Source organism: Corallococcus interemptor (assembly GCF_003668875.1).
GTDB lineage: Bacteria > Myxococcota > Myxococcia > Myxococcales > Myxococcaceae > Corallococcus > Corallococcus interemptor.
This window is the reverse complement of sequence record NZ_RAWM01000092.1, coordinates 1-23,534: the sequence shown is the minus strand read 5'-3', so window position 1 is coordinate 23,534 and position 23,534 is coordinate 1. Positions and strand designations below refer to the sequence as shown.

Below are 23,534 nucleotides of genomic sequence, written 5' to 3'. Positions count from 1 at the left end.
TTCAGCGCGCGGCCGCAGCCTCGCGCCGGGCAATCATCTTCTTCACCTGGTCCACCAGCGCGTCCGGCAGGCACGGCTTGGTGACGTACGCGTCACACCCGGCCTCGTTCGCGTCCTCCGAGTGGCCCTTCAGGGCATGCCCCGTGAGCGCCACCACCGGGATGGCCTTCGTGCGCGCGTCACCCTTCAGCCGGCGCGTCGCCTCCCAGCCGTCCATCACCGGCAGGGACAGGTCCATCAGGATGACGTCCGGCACCAGCTCGAAGGCCTTGTCCAACGCCTCCTGGCCGTTCTTCGCCTCCGCCACGCGGAAGCCGGAGAACTCCAGGTACTCCGCGTACATCTCCCGGGCATCCTGGTAGTCGTCCACCACCAGCACGAGCGGCTTTTGTTTTTCCGGGGTGTTCGTCATGTCCGTCTCGCACGTCTGGGAAAGTGCAGGGTGAAGGTCGAGCCCTGGCCCGGAGCGCTCTGGAGGGAGACGCGTCCCCCCAGCATCGCGGCCAGGCGCCGGCAGATGGACAGACCCAGGCCCGTTCCCCCATAGGCCCGCGTCGGGGAGCTGTCCACCTGCTGAAAGTCCTCGAAGATCTTCTCCTGGTTCGACTCGTCGATTCCGATGCCCGTGTCCTTCACCGAGATGGCCACGGTGCCGGTGGCGTTCTGATACCCCGCCGTCACGTGAACGCCGCCCTCGTGCGTGAACTTCAGCGCGTTGGACAACAGGTTGAGGACGATCTGCTTCACCTTCTGTCGGTCGCTCCACACGCCCGGCAGGTCCTCGGCCAGCTGCGTCTCCACCGTCAGCTTGCTGCGCGCGATGATGGGGTCCATCTCCGCCATCACCTCCTGCAACAGCTCCGGGATGCCGAAGTCCGACAGGTGCAGGGGCATCCGCCCCGCCTCGATGCGGGTGATGTCCAGGATTTCATTGATGACCTCCAACAGGTGCCGCCCGTTGGAGTCGATGCGCGTGAGGTTGCGGCGCTGCGGCGGCGTCATCTCCCCGGACACGCCCTGCAGCAGCATGTTCGTGTAGCCGAGGATGGCGTTGAGCGGCGTGCGGAACTCATGCGACATGTTGGCCAGGAACTGCGACTTGGCCGCGCTCGCCTGCTCCAACTGGATGGCCTGCCGGCGCAGCTTCTCGTTCTGCTCCGCCAGCTCCGCGGTGGCGGACTGCACGCGCGCCTCCAGTTCGCTGGAGACCTCCTTCACGCGCTCCAGGAGCCGCGCCCGCTCCAGCACCTCCGTGCGGTCGTGGAAGACGGTGACGATGCCCGTCAGCTCGCCCCCGTCGCCCAGCACCTTGTTGGCCATGGCCTCCATGGGCACGGGCGCGGCGGTGGACGGGTCGTCCAGGGTCAGCTGGCTCTTCCAGCGCGACACGCCCGCGTTCTCCGGCCCCAGCAGGTTCGCCAGGAAGGACGCGAAGAGGGCGTCGTTGGCGCGCACCCGGCGCAGGGTGGCTTCGTCCGGCGCGCTCCCGCCCGTGGCGCCGTGCTCGTGGGGCCACGCGAAGAGGCGCTCGGCCGGGTCGTTCATCATCACCATGCCGCCCGCGGGGTCGGTCAGGATGATGGGGTCCGCTACTGAATCCAGCACCCGGTCCAGGCGGTGGCGCTCGCTGCGGGCCTCGCGCTCCGTGGCGCGCAGCCGCCGGTAGCTCTCTCCCAGGGCCTGCGTGGCGCGGCCCAGGTCGGTGAGGTTCCTGAGCACGCTCACCACCACGGACGGGCCGTCCGGCGCCAGCACCGGCGTGGTGACCAGCTCGAAGAGCAGGTCCATGCCCTCCAGCGGGTCCACCAGCGGCACCTCGTGCCGGTGCACGGAGGTGCCCCCTTGCGCGAGCGTCTCCCGGAACAGCCGCTGGTTGAGCTCCACCGCGCGCGTGCGGCCAGGGCCCGCGTCCGGACCCGCCACCAGCAGGGCCTCCGCGCGGGCGTTGGCGAACAACAGCGTGCCCTCCGTGTCCGTGAGCAGCACTGGATCCGACACCGCGTTGATGACCCGCTTCAGCAGCCGGTCCGGCTCCGGCCGGCGCGGCGCCCGCGCGTCCGACGCCAGCTGCCGGGCCAGGAGCGGCCCCGCGCAAGACGCCACCCACGCCACGTCCTCCGGCACGGCCGGGCCGGGCAGCCCCACCACCAGCAGCGCGGCCGCGGGCGCCCCGGAGCGCCCCAGCGGCACCGCCAGGAACCCGCCCGGAATCACCGCGCCCTCCACCGCGTCCGCCGCCAGCCACCGCGCCCCGGGCCGGTGGCGGAAGGACGCCAGCGACGAGCCCGGCGCATCCCACGCCCGGGCCAGCGCGGCCTGCTGCGCGCCCGACAGCGCCTCGCTGGCCAGACACGCGGAGGCGCCCGCGCCATCCCCTGGCCCGATACAGGCGGCCGGCGCGCCATGCCTGCGCGCGAGCCACTCCACGACCGCTCGCGCACAGGCGACGGCGGATTCGCAGGCAAGCAGGTGCTCGGCGAGCACGAGGCGCGCCCCGGGGTCGGCTTCGGCGGGGGGCAGCGGGGCTGGGGACGCCACGACCTTACGCTCCGGGTGAAGAGGGACGCGGTGAACGGCCGCGCTCCTGCGAGTCTGCGGTGCGAACCTCCGAAAATGCCACCACGATGCGCGACTCTCCCTCCCGGGGAGTGGCGCGACCCAGGGCCTCCAGGGCGGACGTGTCGAAGCGCAACCCCCTGTCCATCAGGCGGTCCAGCACGTCCACCAGGCTGGTCCCACCCGCCACGCGTTCCACGGGCATTTCGACACACGCTCCTTCAGGTCCGCCCGGCGCGGACCTTGGGGTCCAGAAGGGCTTTTTAACGCGCTGGCCTCCGCGCACCCCAGCCCCGTCAGCGCCCGCCCCCTGACTGACCAACACCCGGGGCCGGGCTCTGTTGGATCGCATACACCCGGCGCTGGGCAGCCGGGCGGGCGGGGCTCGGCAGGCGTGGCTTATGCCCGGGGGAGCGCATTCCTAGCCTTCCGTCATGAACGACGAGCGCCAGCACAAATCCCTCTGGACGGTGACGACGCCTCCCCGGGACTTCCCCGCCCTCTCCGGTGACGTGGAGGTGGACGTGGCCATCATCGGCGGAGGCATCGCGGGCCTGACGGCCGCCTGGCTGCTCAAGCGCGCCGGCAAGAAGGTGGCCGTGCTGGAGATGCACCGCGTCCTCTCCGGTCAGACAGGGCAGACGACCGCGCACCTCACGGAGCTCTTGGACACGCCGTACACCACGCTCACGAAGGACTTCGGTGAGAAGGGGGCCCACCTGGCCGCGTCCTCCAGCCGGGCCGCCATTGAACAGATTGCGTCCCTGGTGGAGACGCTGGGCATCGAGTGCGGCTTCACCCGCGCGCCGGGCTACCGCTACGCGGAGACGGAGAGCGAGCTGCGGGAGCTGCTGCTGGAGGTGTCCGCGGCGAAACAGGCGGGGCTCCTGGCGACGTTCACCAAGGAGGTCCCGCTGCCCTTCCCGGTGAAGGGCGCGCTGCGCGTGGAGGATCAGGCGCTGTTCCACCCGCGCGAGTACCTGCTCGCGCTGGCGGACCGGATCCCGGGCGCCGGCTGCCACCTCTTCGAGAACACCCAGGCCGTGGGCATCCACGACGGCACGCCCTGCCGCGTCGTCACGGAAAAGGGCACGGTGACGGCCAAGGCCGTGGTGGAGGCCACCACCACGCCGCTCAACCGCGTGGCCATGCACACCAAGCTCTACCCGTACCGCACCTACGCGGTGGCCGCGCCGCTGGAGGGGCCGCTGGAGCCGGGCCAGTACTACGACAGCCGCGACCCGTATCACTACATCCGCACCCAGAAGGTGGACGGCGTGTCCTACGTCATCGTGGGCGGCGAGGACCACAAGGTCGGCACCGAGGAGGACACCGAGTCGTGCTTCGCCGCGCTGGAGGCGTACACGCGCGACCGCTTCCCCGTGCGGCGCATCACCCACCGCTGGTCCGGCCAGGTCATCGAGCCCGCGGACGGGCTGCCCTATATCGGCCGCAACGTGGGCAGCCGCCACGTGTACGTGGCCACCGGCTTCTCCGGCACGGGCATGACGTTCGGCACGCTGGCGGGCATGTTGCTGTCGGACCTCATCCTCGGCAACGAGAACCCCTACGCCGCGCTGTACGACGCCGGCCGCGTGAAGCCCAAGGCGGGCGCCAAGGACTTCATCCAGGAGAACGCGGAGGTGGCCTTCCGCTTCGTCGCGGACCGGCTGTCCAAGCCGGACGGACACCACCTGGCGGACGTGGCGCCGGGCGAGGGGAAGATATTGGAGGTGGATGGCCGCAAGGTGGCCGTCTACCGCGAGGAGGACGGCACCCCGCACGCGGTGTCCCCGGTGTGCACGCACCTGGGCTGCCACGTGCACTGGAACAACGCGGAGCGCTCCTGGGACTGCCCCTGCCACGGCGGCCGCTTCAGCCCCACGGGCCGCGTGCTCAACGGCCCCGCCGTGAAGGACCTGCCGTCGCGCAAGCTGCCGGTGAAGTGAGAAGTGCGTGCGGGTGGGCTTCCCTTCGGGCGGGCCCACCCCCATCTATCTGCACATCCACTTCAGTCATTCACGGGGGCAGGGATGAACGCGCTGGAGTTGCTCAAGCAGCAGCATGAAGAGGTCTCCAAGCTGTTCAAGAAGTACGAGAAGCTGGCGGACGACGCCGACGAGGAGCGCCAGGAGCTGTTCGAGCAGATCGCCGACCGGCTGGGCGCGCACGCGAAGATTGAGGAGCTGTACTTCTATCCGGCGATGAAGAAGGACGAGACGGAGGACGACCTGCGCGAGGCCGTGGAGGAGCACCTCTCCGTCAAGCGCCTCATCGCGGACCTGCTGGACATGGACGCGTCCGACGAGGAGTTCGACGCGAAGATGAAGGTCCTCCAGGAGCAGGTGGAGCACCACGTCGAGGAGGAGGAGAAGGACCTCTTCAAGGAGGCGCGGAAGATTCTGACGAAGGATCAGCTCGACGACCTGGGCATCCAGCTGGAGGAGGAATACGACTCGCTGATGGAGGGCGAGCCTCGCAACGACGTGCCGGAAGAGACGGAGCACGCCGCGCCCGTCTAGCGCGCCGCGTCCGAAGCAACACGGGGCTTTGCGCGTGGCATGGGGCCGGGCAGCATGCGGTCCATGCCGCGCGCTCCTGTGTCCACCCCCGTGTTGCTGCCGGATGCCTTCACGCCCGCCGCGCGCCGCGCCCTGGTTCGCGCGGACCCCGTGCTGGGCACGCTCTTCAAGAAGATTGGGGCGTTCCGCTTCACGCGGACGCCGCTGCACAGCCCCTTCGAGGCGCTGGCGCACTCCATCGTCTACCAGCAGCTCCACGGCCGCGCGGCGGCGACCATCTTCGGGCGCGTCTGTGAGCGGGTGGGGAAGGGCAAGGACTTCACGCCCCAGAAGCTGCTGGCGCTGCCGGACGCCACGCTGCGCGAGGCCGGGCTGTCCGCGAACAAGCTGCTGGCCATGCAGGACCTGGCGCGCAAGACGGTGGACGGCACGGTGCCGCCCCTGGCGCGCGTGCGCCGCATGTCCAACGAGGACCTGATTGAACACCTCACGCAGGTGCGCGGCATTGGCCAGTGGACCGTGGAGATGCTGCTCATCTTCCGCCTGGGCCGGCCGGACGTGCTCCCCGTGGATGACTACGGCGTGCGCAAGGGCTTCATGGTGCTGCACAACCTGAAGGAACAGCCCAAGCCCAAGGCGCTGCTCGCGTACGGCGAGCGCTGGCGCCCCTTCCGCAGCGTGGTGAGCTGGTACCTGTGGCGCGCGTCGGAGGCGCCCGTGGGCACCTTCGCACCGCCGGAGGACAGCTAGCCGAGCGAGGGCCGGGAGCGCACCGTCCCTTGTCTTACCGCGCGAGCGTCCTCACCCGTAAGGGAACGGAGGAATCACCCCGCATGCGCGCACTCACGTACCAGGGCCCCTACCGCGTCCAGGTGGAGCAGAAGCCCGATCCCCGCATCGAGCACCCCCAGGACGTCGTCCTCAAGGTCACCCGCGCCGCCATCTGCGGGTCGGACCTGCACCTGTTGCACGGCCTGGTGCCGGACACGCGCGTGGGCTGCACCTTCGGCCACGAGTTCACCGGCGTGGTGGAGGAGGTGGGCAAGGAGGTGTCGCAGCTGAAGAAGGGCGACCGCGTGGTGGTGCCCTTCAACATCTCCTGCGGCACCTGCTTCTACTGCCAGCGCGGCCTCACCGGGAACTGTGAGAACAGCAACCCCGGCAGCGACGTGGCCTCCGGCGTCTACGGCTACTCGCACACCACGGGCGGCTTCGACGGAGGCCAGGCGGAGTACGTGCGCGTGCCCTTCGCGGACGTGGGGCCCATGAAGATTCCGGACGACATGGACGACGAGTCCGTCCTCTTCCTCTCCGACATCCTTCCCACCGGCTACCAGGCCGCGGAGATGGGTGAAATCAAGGCCGGTGAGACGGTCGTCGTCTTCGGCGCGGGCCCGGTGGGCCTCTTCGCCATGAAGTCCGCGTGGCTGATGGGCGCGGGCCGCGTGGTGGCGGTGGACCACGTGCCGTACCGCCTGGAGTTCGCCAGGAAGTTCGCCAACGTGGAGACGGTGAACTTCAAGGAGGTGGGCGACATCGTCCTGTACCTCAAGGAGATGTTCGAAGGCCGGGGCCCCGACGTCTGCATCGACGCGGTGGGCATGGAGGCCGAAGGGTCGCGCGCGCACCGCGTGCTGGGCCTGGGGCTGAAGCTGGAGGCCGGCGCGCCCACCGTCATCGAGTGGTGCATCAACTCCGTGCGCAAGGGCGGCAACGTCTCCATCATCGGCGTGTACGGGCCGCCGTGGAACTTCGTGCCCATTGGCACCGCGATGAACAAGGGCCTGACGCTGCGCATGAACCAGGCGAACACGCGCCGGTACATGCCGCACCTGCTGGAGCACATCCAGAAGGGCCGCATCGACGCGAAGGCCATCATCACCCACCGCTTCCCGCTGGAGCAGGCGCCGGACGCCTACCACCTGTTCGCGCAGAAGCGCGACGGGTGTGTGAAGTGCGTGCTCATGCCGCACGGCCACGCGTGAACGACTGACTTCATCCGCTCGCAATCAGGAGGCACGCATGCCCCAGAAGACGCCGCACAAGCAGCGCCGCGCGAAGAACGGCGCCCCGAAGTCCCGGGCGAGGCCGGCGCGGGCCGTGGACCAGGACCCCGCCAACCGCCCGGGCGTCCCCATGGAGACGGCCCCCAGGCCGCTGGCCGGCGCGCGCGTGCCCATCGCGCCGCAGCACGCGGAGGTGCCGGTGTTCAAGCACGCTGGCCGCAAGGAGATGCCGCCGGTGTTCGGCACCGCCCAGCCTCCGAAGGGGCTGAGCGGTCTGCTACGAAAGGTGGCCTACGCGAAGCCGGACCACAAGCCCGGCCACTGGATGCTGTTGCTCCTGGCGGACCGGGTGGACGTCTGGGAGCACCGGCTCCGGAGGTCCCTTCCCTGGGCCGCTCCTTCCACGGCGGCCCTCCTCGCAGGGGGCCTGATCTGGCGCGTGCGCCGGGCTTAAGCGTCCCGGCCGTTGTAGTGGAAGGGCTTGAGCGTGGACAGGTCCACGCCGTCCACGCAGCGCAGGTTGACGGCGAACATGTCCTTGCCGTCCGGGCCCTTGCCGGTGGAGTAGGACTGCACGCCGCAGGTCGGGCAGTGCAGGTGTTTGATGACCTTCTTGTTGAACTGGTAGGTCTTCACCACGTCCGCGCCAGAGAGCGACTTGAACTGCTCCGGCGGGACGAACGTCAGCACCGCGCCCAGCTTGTGGCAGATGGAACAGTTGCAGGTGACCACCTGCGCCAGGTCCGTGGTGGCCTCGTAGCGGACCTGTCCACAGTGGCAACCGCCCGTATACGTCTTCATCTCCGCCATGGTGATTCCTTTCGGTTGCTGCGTGATGCCCGGGCCGGAAACGCGCTTCCGCCCACCCGGTGCGTGTGACGCGCATCAATGAACGGAGGCGGCGGGGACCGCAAGCGCGCAGGTGACGTCCCCGCGCGCTTGCGGCGGTGCGTCACGTCAGTCCGCGTACGTCGTCACGGACATCATCCGCACGAAGCGGCGGTCGGTGCTCACCGCGGCGATGGCGAAGCCCTGCGTGTAGCCCGGCGCGCCGCACCCGCGGCAGCTCCAGCCCGTGATGTAGAGCCGGTTGCTGTTGCGCGAAATCTGCGTGATGTAGGCCACCGCGCCCTCCGCCTCGTCCACGTTGTAGGTGTACGCGCTGAGCTGCCCGACGAGCTCCCGCGGGGAGATGGGCTCGAAGATGCTGGCCTGCGGGCCGAAGGCGTTGCTGAAGGCCTCGCCCAGCGTCTGCTGGTTGGCGACGCCCTGGCCGTTGGGGATGTAGCCCTCGTAGATGCGCGCGCCGGACAGGCCGCCGACGGCACCGAACAGCACCGCGGGCGTCTGGGCCACGGGGTACAGGTTCAGCGGATAGCCCGTGAGGAGCGTGTCGTTCACTTCGTAGAAGTCCGCGAAGTACTTCGCCGCGGTGCCCGTCATGGACTGCTGGAACTGCGTGTCGCTGAGGCGGGTGGTGAGATGGGCGCGCTCGGCGCTGTCCACGCCGTAGCCGGCGTCGTTGAGGAACTCGTCCAGCGCGGTCCGGATCTCCGAGCGCAGGATGGTCGTTCCGCCAGGGCTGGTGGGGCTCTTCGCGGCGGTGATGCGCGCTTCAAAGGCCGGGATGCTGGTGGTGGAGCCGGCGAGCGCCGGAGCGGAGAACAGCATCAGCGCGCCCACCAGGGACTTCATCGACAGGGTCTTCATGGGGAACCTCTTCATCAAAAGGGGAGAGAACCACGGGCCTGCAAGCTTTGACGGCGGCGGTGCTTCCCGGCTCAGTCAGAGTCGGTCATCACGTTGACCATCCGCACGAAGCGGCGGTCGGTGCTCACCGCCGCGACGACGTAGCCGGCCGTGTAGCCCGGCGCGCCGCAGCCGCTGCAGCTCCAGGTGGAGTAGTAGAGGCGGTTGCTGTTGCGCGAAATCTGCGTGATGTACGCCAGGGCGCCCTCCACCTCGTCCACCGTGGGCGTGCCGGACACGGTGTGCCCGCTCAGGAGCGCGATGAGCTCCTTCACGGTGATGGGCTCGAAGATGCCGGCCTGCGGACCGAAGCTGCCGAACGCCTCTCCCAGGATGAACTGGTTGGCCACCACGTTCTGGCTGGTGGGGATGACGCCCTCGCGGATGGACGAGGAGGAGGCCAGCGGACCGGTGGCGCCGTACAGCGACGCGGGCGTCTGGGCCACGGGGTTCATGGCCCACTGGGAGGACGGGGTGGTGGCGTCGTTCAGCTCGTAGAAGTCCGCGAAGTACTTCGCCGCGGTGCCCGTCATGGACTGCTGGAACTGCGTGTCGCTGAGGCGGGTGGTGAGATGGGCGCGCTCGGCGCTGTCCACGCCCGTGGCGCCACCGGTGTCATAGAGGAAGGCGTTCAGCGCGTTCCGGATCTCCGAGCGCAGGATGGTCGTGCCGCCGGGGCTGCTGGCGCTCTTCGCGGCGGTGACGGCCGCCTCGAAGGCGGGGATGCTGGTGTTGGAGGTGGCGAACGCCGGAGCGGAGAGCAGCATCAGCGCGCCCACCAGCGACTTCATCGACAGGGTCTTCATACGGAACCTCATCTTCATCAAGGGGGGAGTACCGCGAACGACGCGCTGGCGAGTACCACGCCCCCCTGACACGCCCTTCGTGAGGTTCCGGTGACGCGAGGTCCCGTGACACGCCCGTGAAAGAGCGTGTCGCGAGCCTGGAAACTTTCACGGTGCCGGCTGCGCGGCCGCGGGCGTAGGCGCGTTGCGTCGCAGGGGCGCGAGCAGCGCGAGGAACGCGGCGGACAGCGCGACGCCCAGGAGGAACATGTTCGCGTAGCCCAGGTTGCCGAACTTCGGATCCGCGAGCACCCCCGCCAGCGGCCCCGCCGGCGCCTTGCCCGCGACCTCCACGCTGGCCAGCAGCGTGTAGTGCGTGGCGCCGATTCTCCGGTCCGTGCGCGACATCATGAACGCGAACATCACCGTGGTGAGCGCGCCGCCGAAGAACTCCTCGGTGAGCGTGACGCCCAGCACGCCCGCGTCGCTGACGCCCGCGCGCGTGAGCAGCCACCGCCCCAGCAGCGGCAACAGGCGCAGCGTGCCGGTGAGGGCCACCGCGCGAAGCAGCGGCAGGCGCGCGGCGAGGACGCCTCCGCACGTGGACCCCAGCAGCGACGCGGCCGTGCCCCACGTGCCCACCCACAGGCCAATCTGGCCGGGCGTGTAGCCCGCGTCCACGAGGAAGGGCTTGTAGAGGACGTCGGACATCGTCTCGCCCAGCTTGTACGTGCCAATGAAGAGCAGGAGCCACCCGGTGCCCGGCACGGTGAGCGCGGACCGGATGCGGGCCCAGAGCGCGGGCCAGTCCAGCTTCGGTGACGCGTGGCCTTCGGGCTCGCGCGGAGGCGGCTCGCGCACGAAGAGGACGACGGTGAAGACCGTCAGGCACAGCGCCGCCATGGCCAGGAACAAGCCGGACCAGCCGATGCGCTCGCTGGCCCAGACCAGGAGCCCGCCGCCGGTGAGCATGCCCAGCTTGTAGCCCACCACCTGCGCGGTGTTGCCCGGGCCCAGCTCCTCCGGACGCAACAGGTCCACCGCGAAGCCGTCCACCGCGATGTCCTGCGTCGCGGCGAAGAGGTTCATCACGAAGATGAGGCCCAAGAGCAGCGGCAGCGAATCCTGGCTCGCGGCGAACGCGGCCCCCACGCACGCGAGCGCCAGGCCCGCCTGCATGGGCAGAATCCACGAACGCCTGCGCCCCACGCGCGCGGAGCCGTAGCGGTCCACCAGCGGCGCCCACAGCGCCTTGAGCATCCACGGCAGCGACAGCGCGCCCGCGAAGCCCAGCGCGGCCAGCGACACGCCTTGCGAGCGCAGGTAGACGGGCAGCGCCGTCACCTGGAAGCCGAAGGGCAGCCCCTGCACGAAGTACAGCGCGCACAACAGCCACAGCCGGGACGGGATGCGTCGCATGGTCGTGGCGCGAGCATAGACACGCCGTCCGGTGTCCGTCGTGGGCCTATACTCGCCGTTCCAGTCACCCCAGAGGAAGACGCATGCCGGAGCGAGCCGCAGCCGAGTCTGGAATCATCGTCGTGGAGCTGTCCGCCGAGCACGAGCTGGAGGCGGACCACGTGGACGCGGTGGTGGAGGTGAAGGCGTCCTCGTTCTTCACTGGCAACGCGGCCTTCGCCAACGCCAGGGAGGTCGCCACGCTGGTGCGCGCCATGGAGGACCTGGGCGTGCAGGCGTCGGCCTTCACCCTCCAGTCGGTGCAGGCGGAGACGACGGAGGGGCTGCTCACGCGCTCCTCGTCCGCGCTCTACCTGGTGCGCATCCGCCTGGTGGACATGGCGCGGGTGGGGGATGTGCTGGCCGCGCTGTCCGGCCTGAAGCAGGCGACGCTGCGCGAGCTGCGCTGGGGCTACACGCACGAAGCGGAGGCCCGGCAGGACTGGCTGGAGGCGCTGGCCCGCGAGTCGGTGAAGAAGGCGCGCCGCGTGGCGGCCGGGCTGGGCGTGACGGTGGCCGGGCTGCACCGCTTCTCCGAGCGCACCTGGGAGTCGCAGGCCTTTGGCGCCAGGGGCGGAGGCTACGGCGGCGGGACCGAGGACGTGATGCCCATGGCCCCGTCCGGCAGCTACGGCTTGAAGCAGCCGCGCACGGCCACGCTGGGCTTCCCCGTGTCCCACCGCAAGAAGGTGCACGTGATGGCCACCGCGGAGTTCCAGACGCACCCGGCCCCCGCGGCCTGAAGCCCGCTGCTTCTTCAGGGCGTGTGCTTCATCACGAGCGCTTCCAGCCGCTGGAGCGCCTTGTCCAGGGTCTCCCACGACGGGCCGAAGGACAGGCGCACGTAGTTGCGGAAGCGCGAGGCCCGCGCGCGGCGCTTGCCGGGGTTCACGTCGAAGAACTCACCGGGCACGGTGATGACCTGGTGCTCCAGCGCGGCGCGGAAGAAGGCCATGCCGTCGTTGAGCGGCGCGGGCAGCCCGGACAGGTTGCCCCAGACGTAGAACGTCCCGTCCGGCGCCCGGTCCGTGCGGATGCCCAGCCGCTCCAGCCGCGAGTGGAACCTGTCTCTCTTCTCCCGGAACGAGTGGTGGATGGCGCGCGTCTCCGCCACCACCGCGTCCTCCTGGAGCAGCGGAATGGCCGCGCGCTGCAGGGGCCGGCTGCCGCCGCCGTCCAGGAAGCTGCCCGCGCTGGAGACCGTGTCGATGACCTGCTTGGGCCCCACCGTCCACGTCATGCGCCAGCCCGGGTAGCGCCAGTTCTTCGTGAGCCCGTCGAAGAGGATGACCGGGTCGCGGTTCACGTCCTCCACGTACCTGGCGGCGCTCTCCACCGGCAGCACGCCCGGGCGGCCCGTCCAGATGTAGTGCGAATAGAACTCGTCGATGAGCAGCGAGCACTCCAGCTCCCGCGCCACGCCCACCCACCGCGCCAGCTCCTCCCCCTGCACCAGCTTGCCGGTGGGGTTGCACGGGTTGGAGAAGAGCAGCGCGGACAGCCCGCGGCCTTGAATCTCGCGGCGCAAATCATCGTGCGTGAAGGCGTAGCCGCGCTCGCCCTCCAGCAGGATGGGGATGGCGGTGAACGCCTTGAAGACGTCCAGCAGCTCTTCGTACGCGGTGTAGTCCGGCAGGAAGTGGCCCAGGTTCACCTGGCCCAGGCTGGCCGCGGCGCGGGTGAGGGCCGCGCGGCCTCCGCCGGACAGGCAGACGTTCTCCGCCTTGTACTGGGACGGCATCCCCTTGCGGTAGAGCCGGTTGTAGAGCCCGGCGATGGCCTCGCGCACCTCCCAGAGGCCCGCGACCGGCGCGTACTCCTGGTCCGCCATGTCCACCGTCACCGAGTGCACGCGCGGCGGGGCACCGGGAAGGTCCCCCGTCTCCGGCTGACCCTGGCCCAGGTTGCACCAGTCCGGGTCGCCGGGACGGTAGCCGCGGCGCGTGGCCTCGGCGGTGACGAAGATGACGCCCGTGCGGGGCACGGTGCGAAACGCATGCAGGGGGACGCTGTCGCTCACGGACGACACGCTAGCGCGCCCCCTGCCTTCGCTCTAGCCCTCGAGGGAGGCCCTGAGGAACCAGGCGTGCTTCTCGAACTCGGTGATGATGCCGGTGAGGAGGTCCACCGTGTCGGTGTCCTTGTGGCCTTCCACCGCCGCGCGGCTCTCGCGCAGGCCGTTCAAGTACACCTCGATGCGCTCGGCCAGGAGCTTCACGTGCTCCAGGTCGCGCGAGGTCTCCTGCGGATACTCCGGCAGGCGGCTGGTCTTGCCCACGTGGCGGCTGGTGCCGTACGCGCGCCCGCCCAGCGTCACCGCGCGCTCCGCGATGGAGTCGTTGTGGTTGGCCAGGCTCACCGCGAAGGTCTCAAACAGCGGGTGCAGCGCGGCGAACTGCGGGCCCTTGATGTTCCAGTGGGCGACCTTGATCTGCGAGTGCAGGTCCAACCCGTCCGACAGCCGCTCGTTGAGGGTGGCGGCGATGGCGGTGCGGGCCTGCTCGGAGAGGGGACTCGGGCTCTTGTAGAGGGCCATGACGGACACGTGCCTTTCGGGTGAGAGGGAAAAGACAGCGCCCTCCGGTGTCTTCCACCGGAGGGCGCCAATCACAGCTCAGGGATAACCACGGAGGGACTAGGACTCCAGTCCAACCGCCGCCGCGTGGATGACGCTCGCGATGCGGACCGCATCGTGGACGTGGTCCTCGGAGAGGCCGCCTTCCAGCACGACCTTCTCATGCGACTGGATGCACATCTCGCAGCCGTTGATGGCGCTGACCGCGAGGCAGACCAGCTCGAAGTCCACCTTGTTGGTCAGCACCTGGGCCAGCCGGTTCATCCGCAGCCCGGCCCGCTTGGTCGCGTACGACTCCTTCCCGATCATGTGACGGAACCGGTAGAAGACGTTGTTCATCGCCATCAGCGAGGCCGCCGCGCGGGCGTCCTCGATGACCGGCGTGGCCTTGTCGCCCAGTGCCTGCTTCGCCTCGTTGAGCATGGCCTCCTTCAGCCGCTCATTCCGGGCGGCGAAGGCGCATGCCACGGCCGTCCCCCAGCGCTGCTCGGGGGTGAGGGTCGTGCTCTCCAGGACCGCGGAGAGGTTGAGGCGGGTGTCCTTGTGGGCGTCCGCGAGTTCACTGCGGACGACTTCGAGCGAAGCCATGGGTGATTACCCCGCCTTCTGCAGCTTGGAGGTGAGGGTCTCCTCACCCTTCTGCCAGTTGCACGGGCACAGCTCGTCCGTCTGGAGCGCGTCCAGCGTGCGGACGGTCTCCTTGACGTTGCGGCCCACGGACAGGTCGTTCACGGACACGTGGCGGATGATGCCCTCGGGGTCCGCGATGAACGTGGCGCGCAGGGCCACGCCCTCTTCCTTGTGCAGGATGCCCAGCGCGCTGCACAGCTCGCGCTTGATGTCCGCCAGCATGGGGAAGGGCAGGTTCTTCAGGTCCGGGTGGTGCGTGCGCCACGCGTGGTGCACGAACTCGCTGTCGGTGGACAGGCCCAGAACCTGCGCGTCGCGGTCCTGGAAGTCCTTGTTGTGCTTGCCGAACTCCGCGATCTCCGTCGGGCAGATGAACGTGAAGTCCTTCGGCCACGCGAACAGGACGGTCCACTTGCCCTTGTACGTGTCGTTGGAGATGTCCTGGAACTCCTTGTTCTTCTCCAGGCTCACGGTGCCCTTCAGCTTGAAGTTCGGAAGCTTGTCGCCAACGGTCAGCATGGGATTCGACTCCTTGGGGATGGGGGCGGGCCACCGTGGTCCACCCCAGAGGTTATGAGTTGCTACGGGGTAAAGCAGCCATCGTGCCAATGCTTCAACTGCCCTGATTCCAGAGGGTTACAGCTCCCCCTGTGGCTTGCACCGGCGGGGCGGTGGCGCCGGGTCGGTGAATAACGAAATCCCGGTGCCTTTCGCCACTGCAATTTCGGTGGGCCGCTATTATCGGTAACACATGCCGGATGAACTGATGGGGCGCCACCCGGAAGTGACGCAGGATGCTCGGGAGCTGGTCGAGCTGGCAACCACCGAAGAAGGGGTGGGAGAGCTGCTCCGTCGGGGACTGGACTGGGTTTCGCGCGTGGTGCCCTTCGACCTGGCCACGCTGTTCCTCCTCAAGGAAGGACGGCTGGAGGCGGTGGCGGCGCGGGGCCCGCTCGCCAACCAGGCGGTGCGCAAGCACTCCCTCCAACTGGCGGACTTCCCGTCCCTGAAGCACGCGCTGGAGACGCGGCGCGCGCGGGCGTTCACGGAGGAGGACCACTCGCACGGCGACGGCGACCCGTTCGATGGCGTGTTGGACCTGCCCGCGGGGCACGCGTGCATGGTGGTGCCGCTGTGCGCGGGGGAGCGCTGCTACGGCGTGCTGACCCTGGACCGCGCGCAGTGTGAGACGTACGCGCAGCCGGTGGTGGACCTGGTGGAGGTCTACGGCCAGATGCTGGCGACGGCGCTCCAGGGCGCCGAGCAGCGCGCGACGGCGGAGCGGCTGCACCGCCAGGACCACGAGCACGCGAAGCTCCTGGAGTCGCAGCTGGGCGGGGACTCCGAAGGCATCCTGGAGTCGTCCCTGAGCCCGGTGATGCGCGATGTGTCCCTCCGCGCGCGGCAGGTGGCGGAGACGGACACGCCGGTGTTGATCACCGGTGAGACGGGCACGGGCAAGGAGCGGCTGGCGCGGGCCATCCACCGCTGGAGCTCACGGGCGGACCAGCCCTTCGTGTCGCTCAACTGCGCGGCGATTCCGGCGGGCCTGCTGGAGAGCGAGCTGTTCGGCCACGTGAAGGGGGCCTTCACCGGCGCGAACCGCGACCGTGCGGGCCGCTTCCAGATGGCGCACGGGGGCACGCTGCTGCTGGATGAGATTGGCGAGCTGCCGGTGGAGCTGCAGGCGAAGCTGCTTCGCGCGCTCCAGGAGAAGGCCTTCGAGCCGGTGGGCAGCGACAAGACGGTGCGGGCGGACGTGCGCATCCTCGCGGCGACGCACGTGGACCTGCACCAGGCCATCGCGCAGAAGCGCTTCCGCGAGGACCTCTTCTACCGGCTGAGCGTCTTCCCGCTGCGCTTGCCGCCTCTGCGTGAGCGGCGCGAGGACCTGCCGCAGCTCACCCTGTTCCTGCTGGAGGAGCAGGCGAAGCGCACGGGCCGGCGGGGCATGCGGGTGACGGCGTCGGGGCTGGCCCGGCTGGCCGCGTACGACTGGCCGGGCAACCTGCGCGAATTGGCGAACGCGCTGGAGCGCGCCACCATCCTCACGCGCGGGCAGGAGCTGACGGCGCAGTCGTTCGACCTGCCGGGAGAGCCCCGCGCGCGGGAGGTGGCCGCGACGGTGTCAGGCTCGGTAGAAGAGACGCCAGCGCCGCTCTCCGCCGGGGCGAAGGTGCCCACGCTGGCGGCGGTGCAGCGTGAGCACATCCTGCGGGTGCTCACGCTCACCCGGGGCCGCGTCTACGGTGAAGGTGGCGCGGCGGCGCTCTTGGGGCTCAAGCCGTCCACGCTGCAGAGCCGGATGAAGAAGCTGGGCATCGCGCGGCTGGAGGGCTTCACCGCCGCGGAAGACGCGTGACGGGCCGTTGCCCTGTTGCAACCCCCGGATGGCTTTGATGCGCGCACGGCAGGGCTTGCCCGGCCAGCGTTGTGTGCTGTGAAATGCCTTGTTGGCTTCATACCACTCAACCTGTCGAAAGCCTTTGGGCACCAGGACTCATGAACATCATGGAACCCGTCAGTCCCAGGAAGAAGATTGCCATCATCGGAGGCGGGATTTCTGGCCTGTTCGTCGCCTATCTGTTGAAGGGGCGCGGCTGGCAGGTGGATGTCTATGAAAAGGCAATCCAGGTGGGGGGCAACTGCCACACCGTCAGCATGAAGGTGCCAAGAGTCAGCGGCGGTGACAATGGCATCCTTCGCTGGGCAGACATGGGCGTCAATGACTTCAATGAGCCAATGTACGCGGAGGTCTATGAGCTGATGCAGGCGCTCGGGGTGGAGACGCCTCCGCTCGAGGACACCGCCAGCTTCTTCACCGCGGATGGCAACATCGTCTACACGCTCGATGGCGGCTATGAAACGCCCATGCCCATCGGGTTCGCGAAGCAGCTCGCCCGCTTCAAGGGGCTGGCCACCGACGTGCTGCACAGCTCGAGCTACAAGGGCTGGACGCTGCGCCAGTTCCTCAAGTACCCGGACTTCGAGTTCACGAACGAGTTCATCCAGTACTGCATCTTCGCCCGCGCCAACGCCATGTACTTCGCGGACGACCGGGACGTGGGGAACATGCCCGTGCAGTCCGTGATGCACTACTACGTGTTGCAGGAGGGCTATGGCACCAACGTGCCCGTGAAGCGCCGGTACATCCGCGGAGGCTCCAGCGCCTGGGCGAAGAAGCTGTGCGACGCCTCTGGCGCGCAAGTCTACACAGACCGGAAGGTGGTCAGCGTCAATCCGCTGAAGGGAGACGCGCCGGAGGTGGTCTGGCGTGAGGGCTCCGCTCAGGGCAGCGACACGTACACCCACGTGGTGTTCGCCTGTCACGCGAACCAGGCGGCGGACGTGCTCGAGCCCGTGCTCGGCGACAAGGAGCATGGAGCGGCCTTCGTGGACATGCGGCGCATGCTGCGAAGCATCAAGTACACGCAGACCCGCGCGTACGCTCACCTCGATGCCTCGGTCCTTCCCCGAAAGGAAGCCTGGCGCACCTACAACGTCCGCATCCGCGCCCGGGGCGAGACCCCCAAGCCCTACTCGATGACCTACGTCATCAACAGACATCAGGCGGATGCCGGGAACCCTCACGATGACTTCCTCGACTGCGAGCAGTTCTTCGTGAGCCTGGCCCCTGACAGGAAGCTGGATCCGTCCAAGATCCTGAAGGATGAGCATGGCAAGCCCCTGACCCGGACGTTCCAGCACAACGTCGTGGACTTCCATTGCATCCAGGCGCAGCAGGACCTCTGGGGGGACGAGGACAACAGGATCCAGGGCCAGGCCCACCTCTACTTCACGGGAGGCTGGACCGTCGGCGCGGGGCTTCACATCGAGTGCTGGGAGTCCGCGAAGCAGGTCGTGAGGCTGCTCAGTGAGACGGCTCGCAGCAGCGCGCAGATGACCTACGAGGACTCGCCTTCCGGACGGTACGAGCCGGAGTACATCCGCCGGCTCGTTCGCTGAGCGGCCGCCTCCAGGGCTGGAATCGCCGAATGAAGGCCCACGGTGCGCGCTTCCTCCGCGAGCGCGCGCAGCTCGCCACCGTGACCGTCCGCTGGGGGGCGCGCCAGGGCGCGGCAGCGGCGGATGTAGAAATCAGACCAGGGCGCGGGCTCAACCCGCGTGAAGGCCTCGAGCGACGCCGCATGACGCAGCGCTTCGGCGGTCTCGCCCGCGGCCAGACAGGCCTCCATGCCCGCCTGATGAAGGCGATAGTGGTTGTGGCTGACGCAGCCGCTCGCGAGCAGCCGCTCCCCCTCGGTGAGGGCCTGCCGCCGCTGCTCCGCGTCGTCCGTGGCCAGCGCCAGGGTGCCGAGCAGCCATGGCCCGATGAAGGAGGCCGCGTGCTGGCGGACATACACGAGCGAGGACTCCAGCAGCTCGCGGGCCTTCTGCCGTTCGCCCCGGCGCATGAGGACCCGGGCCACGGTCTCGTTCAGGAAGGGCTCGAACCGGCGCGCGCCCAGGGCCCCTGCCAGCGCGAGCCCCTGGCGTGCCTGCCCCAGGGCCTCCTCGTCCCGTTGGTAGTCCAGCAAAATCCAACCGGCCGTGAGGCGGGAGATGATTTCGGCGCGCTTGTGGCCGACCTGGGCCGCCATCGCCGCCGAGGCCAGCGCGTCCGCCAGCGCTCCCTCCAGTTCGTTCATGTAGATGCGCACGGTGGCGATCATGAAGCGGTTGGCGGCTTCTATCTTGCCGAAGCCGAAGCGGCGGCAAAGCTCCAGACACTCGTGGAAGTAGCCGCGTGCCGACTGCATCCGCCCCTGCGCGTAGTAGGCGTCTCCCAGTCCGCTGAGGGCGTGGGCCTCTCGCTCGGGCAGCCCGGCACGCCGGGCGTAGGCATGGGCCGCGCTGTGCTGTTCCAGGCAGCCCGCGAGGTTGCCGCGCGGGAAGTACAGGCTGCCACGCAGGTAGTGGATCTGGGCGAGTTCCGCGGTCAGCCCCTGTGCCGTGCCAAGCGCTTGCGCTTCGTCGAGGCAGGCGAGCGCGCCGTCGATATCGTCCGAGACCCGCATGCCGCCCGCCAGCCCGATCTTGGCCCGGCAGACCAGTGCCGGATCCGCGGCGAGCGACAGCACGGAGCGGTAGAGGGCCAGCGAATCCTGCACGGCGCCCATCTCGCGCAGCAGCTCGCCCTCGAGCAGCAGCAGCGGGCCCTTCTCGTGGGCCTCGCGGGCAAGCTCGCGGCCGCGCCGCACCAGCCCCAGTGCCTGCTCGTAGCGATAGGTGCTGGCGGCGGCCTGGGCCGCCTCCAGATAGGCCAGGGGGGCCTCCCGGGACTCTCCGCGGTCCAGGTGCTGGGCCCGGAGGCTCGCGTCCTTGCCGAGGTACCACGCGGCCAGCTTCAGATGCACCTCGCGGCGCTTCGCCCGGAGCAGCGAGGCGTAGACGCCGTCGCGGATCAGCACATGCTTGAACATGAAGCCGTCGCTGACGCGGTCGAACAGGGCCTCTCGCACGAGCGGTTCGCAATCGAAGGTGTCGTCGCCGATGAGGTGATGCAGCGCCGCGAGATCGAAGCGCTGGCCAATGACGGACGCGGCCTGGATGGCGGCCTTCGAGGCCACCGGCAGCCGGTCCATGCGTGCGAGCACCAGGCTCTGGATGCTGGCTGGGACCTCGAAGGTCGCGGTGCCCGAGGCATGCCGCACGAGCTGCTCCAGGAACAGCGGGTTTCCGCGAGCTCGCTCGATGCAAAGCTTGATGTACTGGGACTCCCCCGAGACCAGCAGGTGCGCCAGCTCCAGGGCCTCGTCATCCCCCAGGGGGGCGAGTTCAATCACCAGCGGCGCGAGCTTCTCCGCGGGCCAGGTGTGGCGCGGCGAGCCCTCCACTCGCGACGTCAGGAGCAGCACGGCACTGCTGGCGCGCACGACTTCGCTCAGCGCATGCAGCTGGGTCAGGGTCTCCGCATCCGCCCAGTGAACGTCCTCGACGACGAACAGCACCGGGCGCCGCGAGCAGGCCTGCTCCGCGAGCTCGACGAAGACGCGCTGTCGCCCCGCCACCCGGGTGGACTGATCCATCGCGTCACGGAGCGCGCGCAGCTCCACCGGCTGGGGAAGGTCGAGCAGGTCGTTGAGGAAGAGGCGACGCTCACCGGGCAGCGTCCCTCTCTCGAACAGCGCATCGGCCGCCTGCTGCCGCTCCTCGCGACTGGCGTGGGCCTTGCCACAGACGAGGCTGCGCGCGAGCGCATGCACCGCGTCCTCGCCGCTCGAGGCGCCAAAGTCGAGCACGTAGCTGCCGTGCACGGCGAAGCCGCCGTCCAGGGCCCTGGTGACCAGTTGTTCGGTGAGGTGGCTCTTGCCGATTCCAGCCTCTCCTTCGATCAGGACCACCTCGCCCCGCCCTTCGGCGGCGCAGCTCCGCAGGCAGGCACTGAAGCGCGCCAGCTCACGGGCGCGGCCGACGAAGGGGGCCAGGTGCTCGGGCGCATCGTCGCAGGTGCCAAGCACGCGCCAGACCCGCACCGGGTGGGGGATGCCCTTCACGACGAGCTCGCCGACAGACTCCGAGCCGATGCGCGGACCGACCAGCGCATGCACCGCATCGGAGATCAGCACCTCTCCGGCCTGCGCTCGTGAGCTCAGACGCGAGGCCAGGTTGACGGTTTCGCCCACCACGGCGAACTCGTGGCGGCCCTGGCGGTCCCGTGGCGCGGTCACGACCTCGCCAGCGGCGATGCCAACATGGCCCTCCAGGGTCCGCCCGAACTCCTGGCTCATCTCCTCCAGCACCTTGTGGATGTCCAGGCCAACGCGTACCGCGCGCAGCGCATCATTGTCATGGGCGACCGGTGCGCCGAATACGCCCATGACGGCGTCGCCGATGTGCCGCTCCACGGTCCCGCCGTATCTGGAGACCAGTGCGTCCAGGCGGCGGAAGTACTCGCCAATGAGCGCATGCAGGTCCTCGGGATCGAGTTCCGTCGAGAGCCGCGTGTATCCGGCAAGGTCCGCGAACAGCACCGTGACCTGACGCCGCTCGCCGGCTTCTTGCGGCGGTGCGGGTGCGGGTGGAGGGGCCGGAGCCTGTTTCAGCGGAGCTTCGAGGCGCACGCCACAGCCGCCGCAGAACCTCGCGCCGGGGTCATTCTCGAAGCGGCATGCGCCGCAACGAACGGCGAGCCGGCCACCACACTCGCCACAGAAGCGGCGCTCGTGCGCGTTTGGAGTTGAGCATTGGGGGCAGTTCATGGCGTGCCTGCCAACGCTAACACAACGACGCCGTGGGGCTTGGGGCCGGGAATCAGCGTTCTCCCGGCGGTTGTGATTGATGGCACGCTCGCCATGCAAGCGTTTGATGTGGGTGCCCACGGCGGTCGTGAGCGATGGCGGTCCTCAACCTGGAAAACGCGTAACGCGCGTCAGTGCCAGCGGCTGTCCTCGCGGGCCTCGCGGCGGTCCTCGCGCGTCTCCTGGCGGTTCTGCGCCGTCTCCGCGCGGGCCAGCTGGACCAGGTCGGCGATGAGCATCCGCTTGCGTGTGAGGCTGCCGCTGTCCATGCGGCCGTAGAGGTTGTTGAGCTCCTGGGCGATGGAGCGCGTCTGCCGCAGGGCGCGGGACTCCTGGCGGGCGTCGCGCACGTCGTCGCGGTGGTCCTTGCGGTCGTCGCGGCGGTTGCCGTCGTAGCGCACCTCGCGGGCGCTGGAGCGCGCCTCCTGCTTGTCCTGGGCCAGCTCGCGGTGGGACTCGTTCAGCTCGGACGACACGTAGCGGCGCACGTCCTCCTCCACCTGGAGCAGGTCGCGGCGCGCCGAGCGGCCGCGGGCGGAGTCGTACCGGGAGAGCAGCGACTCCACCTGGCGCAGGTCGTAGTGGTCATCGCGCGTCTCGCGCGCGTCCTGCCGCAGCTCCTGCCGGTCACGGGCCTGCTCACCGTGGTGGTTGTCGCGCGGGCCACCTGCGTGAGCCAGGACCGGGAGGGACAGCGCCATCGTTGCCAGCAGCCACTTCGACATGGGGGGCTCCTTCAAGTGCGTCGGATGCCCTGATGGACGCAAACCATCGCCGGGCATTCAATGGCTGAAGGCGCCCCCAAAGGGTGCGACCCGGGCCTACGACACCGCGGGTGCGGCCGGGCGCGGCGCCACGGGGTAGTGGGCCTCCTTGCCGAAGGGCTGGTCGAAGAGGTGCGGATCCGACTGCCGCGAGCGGAAGAGGTCCACGATGTAGTTCATCCGCTGGTCCAGCTTGCTCCAGTCCTTCGCGGCGGTGCCGGTGAGGCTGTCGGGCGTCTTGTCCAGGCGGGCCAGCAGCTGCTTCAGCTTCGGGTCCTCGATGGTGCGCAGGTGCGGCGGGAAGAGCGTGGACTCCATGCCGGCGGGAGGCGGCAGGTCGTTGCCCAGCTTCAGCGCGCCGCCGGGCACCGCGAGCTTCATCATGTGCTCGGTGGCGATGCCCCGGAACGTGCCGGCCAGCGCGTCCACCAGCGGCTTCGTGGCCAGGTCCACCGCGCCCGTCTTGATGGCGGCCTTGGCGGCGAGGTTGGCGGGGAAGGGCAGGGCGTTGGCGCCGGCCTCGATGCTCTTCTTGAGGATGTTGGCGAAGACCTCCTTCACCGGGGCGTTGAGCGCCTTCTCCACGAAGCCCTGGAGCTGGGTCTGCTCGTGCAGGCCCACGGTGTCGTTGGCCCGGAGCATCATCTCCGCCTTCTTGTTCGGGTCCTTCTCGAACATGGCCTGCGCGTAGGTGCCGAAGGCGTCCTTGAGCAGCGGCTTGTCCTGGGGGAAGCCGTCCAGGTACTTCTGGAGCTTCGCGGGGTCCAGCTGGGTGTCACCCTGGAAGGTCTCCACGAAGCGGGCGAACTCGTGGCCCACCTCGCGGAAGACGAACTGGTTGCCGTCGCCAATGGCCTTGCTGACGTTGTTGAGCGCGTCCGCGCCGGCCTTGGCGATGTCGCCGGTGGGCATGGCGGGCAGGCCCAGCTTGCGCAGCAGGTCGTCCACCTTGGACATGGCCTCGCCCACGACGCCGCCGCCCTTGAGGACGTCCACGAAGGCCTTGGGCATGTCCTCCTGGCGGATGCTCACGCCGGCCTGCTTCGAGGCCCAGGTGGCGAAGGTGGACCAGTTGGCGTTCTCCTTGCCCAGCAGCGTGCCCATGGCGTCGGACAGGTCGTGGTAGCCCTGGGTGATGGCCAGGTTGCGCGCGACGGGGTCCTGCATCGCGGCGATGTTCGCCACGTCCTTCGCCGTGGGGTAGCTGCCCGGCGTGGGGCGAGGGCCGCCCTGCTGGGGGGCCGTGGC

The 23,534-nt window shown here is 69.3% G+C and carries 22 protein-coding genes and 1 pseudogene; 8 read left to right on the top strand and 15 right to left on the bottom strand.

Annotated features, from left to right (window positions below):
• Position 1: 1 nt before the first annotated feature.
• Genes D7X96_RS27060 through D7X96_RS27050 form a run of 3 tightly spaced genes read right to left on the bottom strand, consistent with a single transcriptional unit; the run spans position 2 to position 2,761 of the window.
• Entirely contained in the window at positions 2-412 is a 411-nt protein-coding gene (locus D7X96_RS27060; protein WP_120550500.1) for a response regulator, read from the bottom strand.
• On the bottom strand, positions 409-2,538 hold the full coding sequence (locus D7X96_RS27055) for a PAS domain-containing sensor histidine kinase (protein ID WP_121771070.1): 2,130 nt from the start codon (positions 2,536-2,538) through the stop codon (positions 409-411). Before D7X96_RS27055 ends, D7X96_RS27060 begins: the two co-directional genes overlap by 4 nt.
• 4 nt (positions 2,539-2,542) lie before the next feature.
• Positions 2,543-2,761, bottom strand: coding sequence for a hypothetical protein (locus D7X96_RS27050; RefSeq protein WP_120550498.1), 219 nt, complete (start codon positions 2,759-2,761; stop codon positions 2,543-2,545).
• Positions 2,762-2,990: 229 nt separating this feature from the next.
• On the opposite strand from D7X96_RS27050, the gene D7X96_RS27045 reads away from it, so the two are divergent.
• From D7X96_RS27045 to D7X96_RS27025, 5 genes are all read left to right on the top strand, one after another.
• The gene (locus D7X96_RS27045; protein ID WP_121771069.1) at positions 2,991-4,505 is read left to right on the top strand and encodes an FAD-dependent oxidoreductase; all 1,515 of its coding nucleotides are present in this window, start codon (positions 2,991-2,993) and stop codon (positions 4,503-4,505) included.
• Between the two features lie 84 nt (positions 4,506-4,589).
• The gene (locus D7X96_RS27040; RefSeq protein WP_121771068.1) at positions 4,590-5,078 is read left to right on the top strand and encodes a hemerythrin domain-containing protein; all 489 of its coding nucleotides are present in this window, start codon (positions 4,590-4,592) and stop codon (positions 5,076-5,078) included.
• Between the two features lie 63 nt (positions 5,079-5,141).
• Complete coding sequence (locus D7X96_RS27035; protein ID WP_120550512.1) at positions 5,142-5,828, top strand: DNA-3-methyladenine glycosylase family protein; 687 nt, start codon at positions 5,142-5,144, stop codon at positions 5,826-5,828.
• A gap of 83 nt (positions 5,829-5,911) precedes the next feature.
• Positions 5,912-7,063: a zinc-dependent alcohol dehydrogenase gene (locus D7X96_RS27030; protein ID WP_120550495.1), complete on the top strand. Its 1,152-nt coding sequence runs from the start codon at positions 5,912-5,914 to the stop codon at positions 7,061-7,063.
• A gap of 37 nt (positions 7,064-7,100) precedes the next feature.
• Complete coding sequence (locus D7X96_RS27025; protein ID WP_121771067.1) at positions 7,101-7,538, top strand: hypothetical protein; 438 nt, start codon at positions 7,101-7,103, stop codon at positions 7,536-7,538.
• Here D7X96_RS27025 and D7X96_RS27020 read toward each other — a convergent pair.
• The 4 genes from D7X96_RS27020 to D7X96_RS27005 form a co-directional block, all read right to left on the bottom strand.
• Positions 7,535-7,894, bottom strand: coding sequence for a GFA family protein (locus tag D7X96_RS27020; protein WP_120550493.1), 360 nt, complete (start codon positions 7,892-7,894; stop codon positions 7,535-7,537). The genes D7X96_RS27025 and D7X96_RS27020 overlap by 4 nt on opposite strands.
• Positions 7,895-8,041: 147 nt before the next feature.
• Positions 8,042-8,794 carry a hypothetical protein gene (locus D7X96_RS27015; protein WP_120550492.1) on the bottom strand — a complete coding sequence of 251 codons (753 nt, stop codon included), beginning with the start codon at positions 8,792-8,794 and terminating at the stop codon, positions 8,042-8,044.
• 71 nt (positions 8,795-8,865) lie between these two features.
• A complete protein-coding gene (locus D7X96_RS27010; protein WP_120550491.1) occupies positions 8,866-9,639 on the bottom strand; it encodes a hypothetical protein in 774 nt (257 codons plus the stop codon).
• 147 nt (positions 9,640-9,786) lie between these two features.
• The gene (locus tag D7X96_RS27005; protein WP_120550490.1) at positions 9,787-11,037 is read right to left on the bottom strand and encodes an MFS transporter; all 1,251 of its coding nucleotides are present in this window, start codon (positions 11,035-11,037) and stop codon (positions 9,787-9,789) included.
• An 83-nt stretch (positions 11,038-11,120) separates the two neighbouring features.
• On the opposite strand from D7X96_RS27005, the gene D7X96_RS27000 reads away from it, so the two are divergent.
• Positions 11,121-11,819, top strand: coding sequence for an SIMPL domain-containing protein (locus tag D7X96_RS27000; RefSeq protein ID WP_120550489.1), 699 nt, complete (start codon positions 11,121-11,123; stop codon positions 11,817-11,819).
• A 14-nt stretch (positions 11,820-11,833) separates the two neighbouring features.
• On the opposite strand, the gene D7X96_RS26995 is transcribed toward D7X96_RS27000, so the two are convergent.
• From D7X96_RS26995 to D7X96_RS26980, 4 genes are all read right to left on the bottom strand, one after another.
• Entirely contained in the window at positions 11,834-13,096 is a 1,263-nt protein-coding gene (locus tag D7X96_RS26995) for a pyridoxal phosphate-dependent aminotransferase (protein ID WP_120550511.1), read from the bottom strand.
• Positions 13,097-13,129: 33 nt separating this feature from the next.
• Positions 13,130-13,612: a DNA starvation/stationary phase protection protein Dps gene (dps, locus tag D7X96_RS26990; RefSeq protein ID WP_120550510.1), complete on the bottom strand. Its 483-nt coding sequence runs from the start codon at positions 13,610-13,612 to the stop codon at positions 13,130-13,132.
• A gap of 99 nt (positions 13,613-13,711) precedes the next feature.
• A complete protein-coding gene (locus D7X96_RS26985) occupies positions 13,712-14,239 on the bottom strand; it encodes a carboxymuconolactone decarboxylase family protein (RefSeq protein ID WP_120550488.1) in 528 nt (175 codons plus the stop codon).
• Positions 14,240-14,245: 6 nt separating this feature from the next.
• Entirely contained in the window at positions 14,246-14,800 is a 555-nt protein-coding gene (locus D7X96_RS26980) for a peroxiredoxin (RefSeq protein WP_120550487.1), read from the bottom strand.
• 232 nt (positions 14,801-15,032) lie between these two features.
• On the opposite strand from D7X96_RS26980, the gene D7X96_RS26975 reads away from it, so the two are divergent.
• Together D7X96_RS26975 and D7X96_RS26970 are read left to right on the top strand one after the other, a co-directional pair.
• Positions 15,033-16,643, top strand: a complete 1,611-nt coding sequence (locus tag D7X96_RS26975) for a sigma 54-interacting transcriptional regulator (protein ID WP_244219741.1) — start codon at positions 15,033-15,035, stop codon at positions 16,641-16,643.
• A 149-nt stretch (positions 16,644-16,792) separates the two neighbouring features.
• On the top strand, positions 16,793-18,247 hold the full coding sequence (locus D7X96_RS26970; RefSeq protein WP_158626640.1) for an FAD-dependent oxidoreductase: 1,455 nt from the start codon (positions 16,793-16,795) through the stop codon (positions 18,245-18,247).
• On the opposite strand, the gene D7X96_RS26965 is transcribed toward D7X96_RS26970, so the two are convergent.
• The 4 genes and pseudogenes from D7X96_RS26965 to D7X96_RS26955 form a co-directional block, all read right to left on the bottom strand.
• Entirely contained in the window at positions 18,187-21,345 is a 3,159-nt protein-coding gene (locus D7X96_RS26965; protein ID WP_279637406.1) for an adenylate/guanylate cyclase domain-containing protein, read from the bottom strand. The two genes, D7X96_RS26970 and D7X96_RS26965, sit on opposite strands and share 61 nt — an antisense overlap.
• A 12-nt stretch (positions 21,346-21,357) precedes the next feature.
• A pseudogene (locus D7X96_RS41800) lies at positions 21,358-21,483 on the bottom strand (double zinc ribbon domain-containing protein); the annotation flags it as partial.
• Positions 21,484-21,653: 170 nt separating this feature from the next.
• Positions 21,654-22,247, bottom strand: a complete 594-nt coding sequence (locus D7X96_RS26960; protein ID WP_120550483.1) for a hypothetical protein — start codon at positions 22,245-22,247, stop codon at positions 21,654-21,656.
• Positions 22,248-22,343: 96 nt separating this feature from the next.
• The coding region (locus tag D7X96_RS26955) for a hypothetical protein (protein ID WP_121771064.1) at positions 22,344-23,534 on the bottom strand (1,191 nt) is incomplete at its 5' end.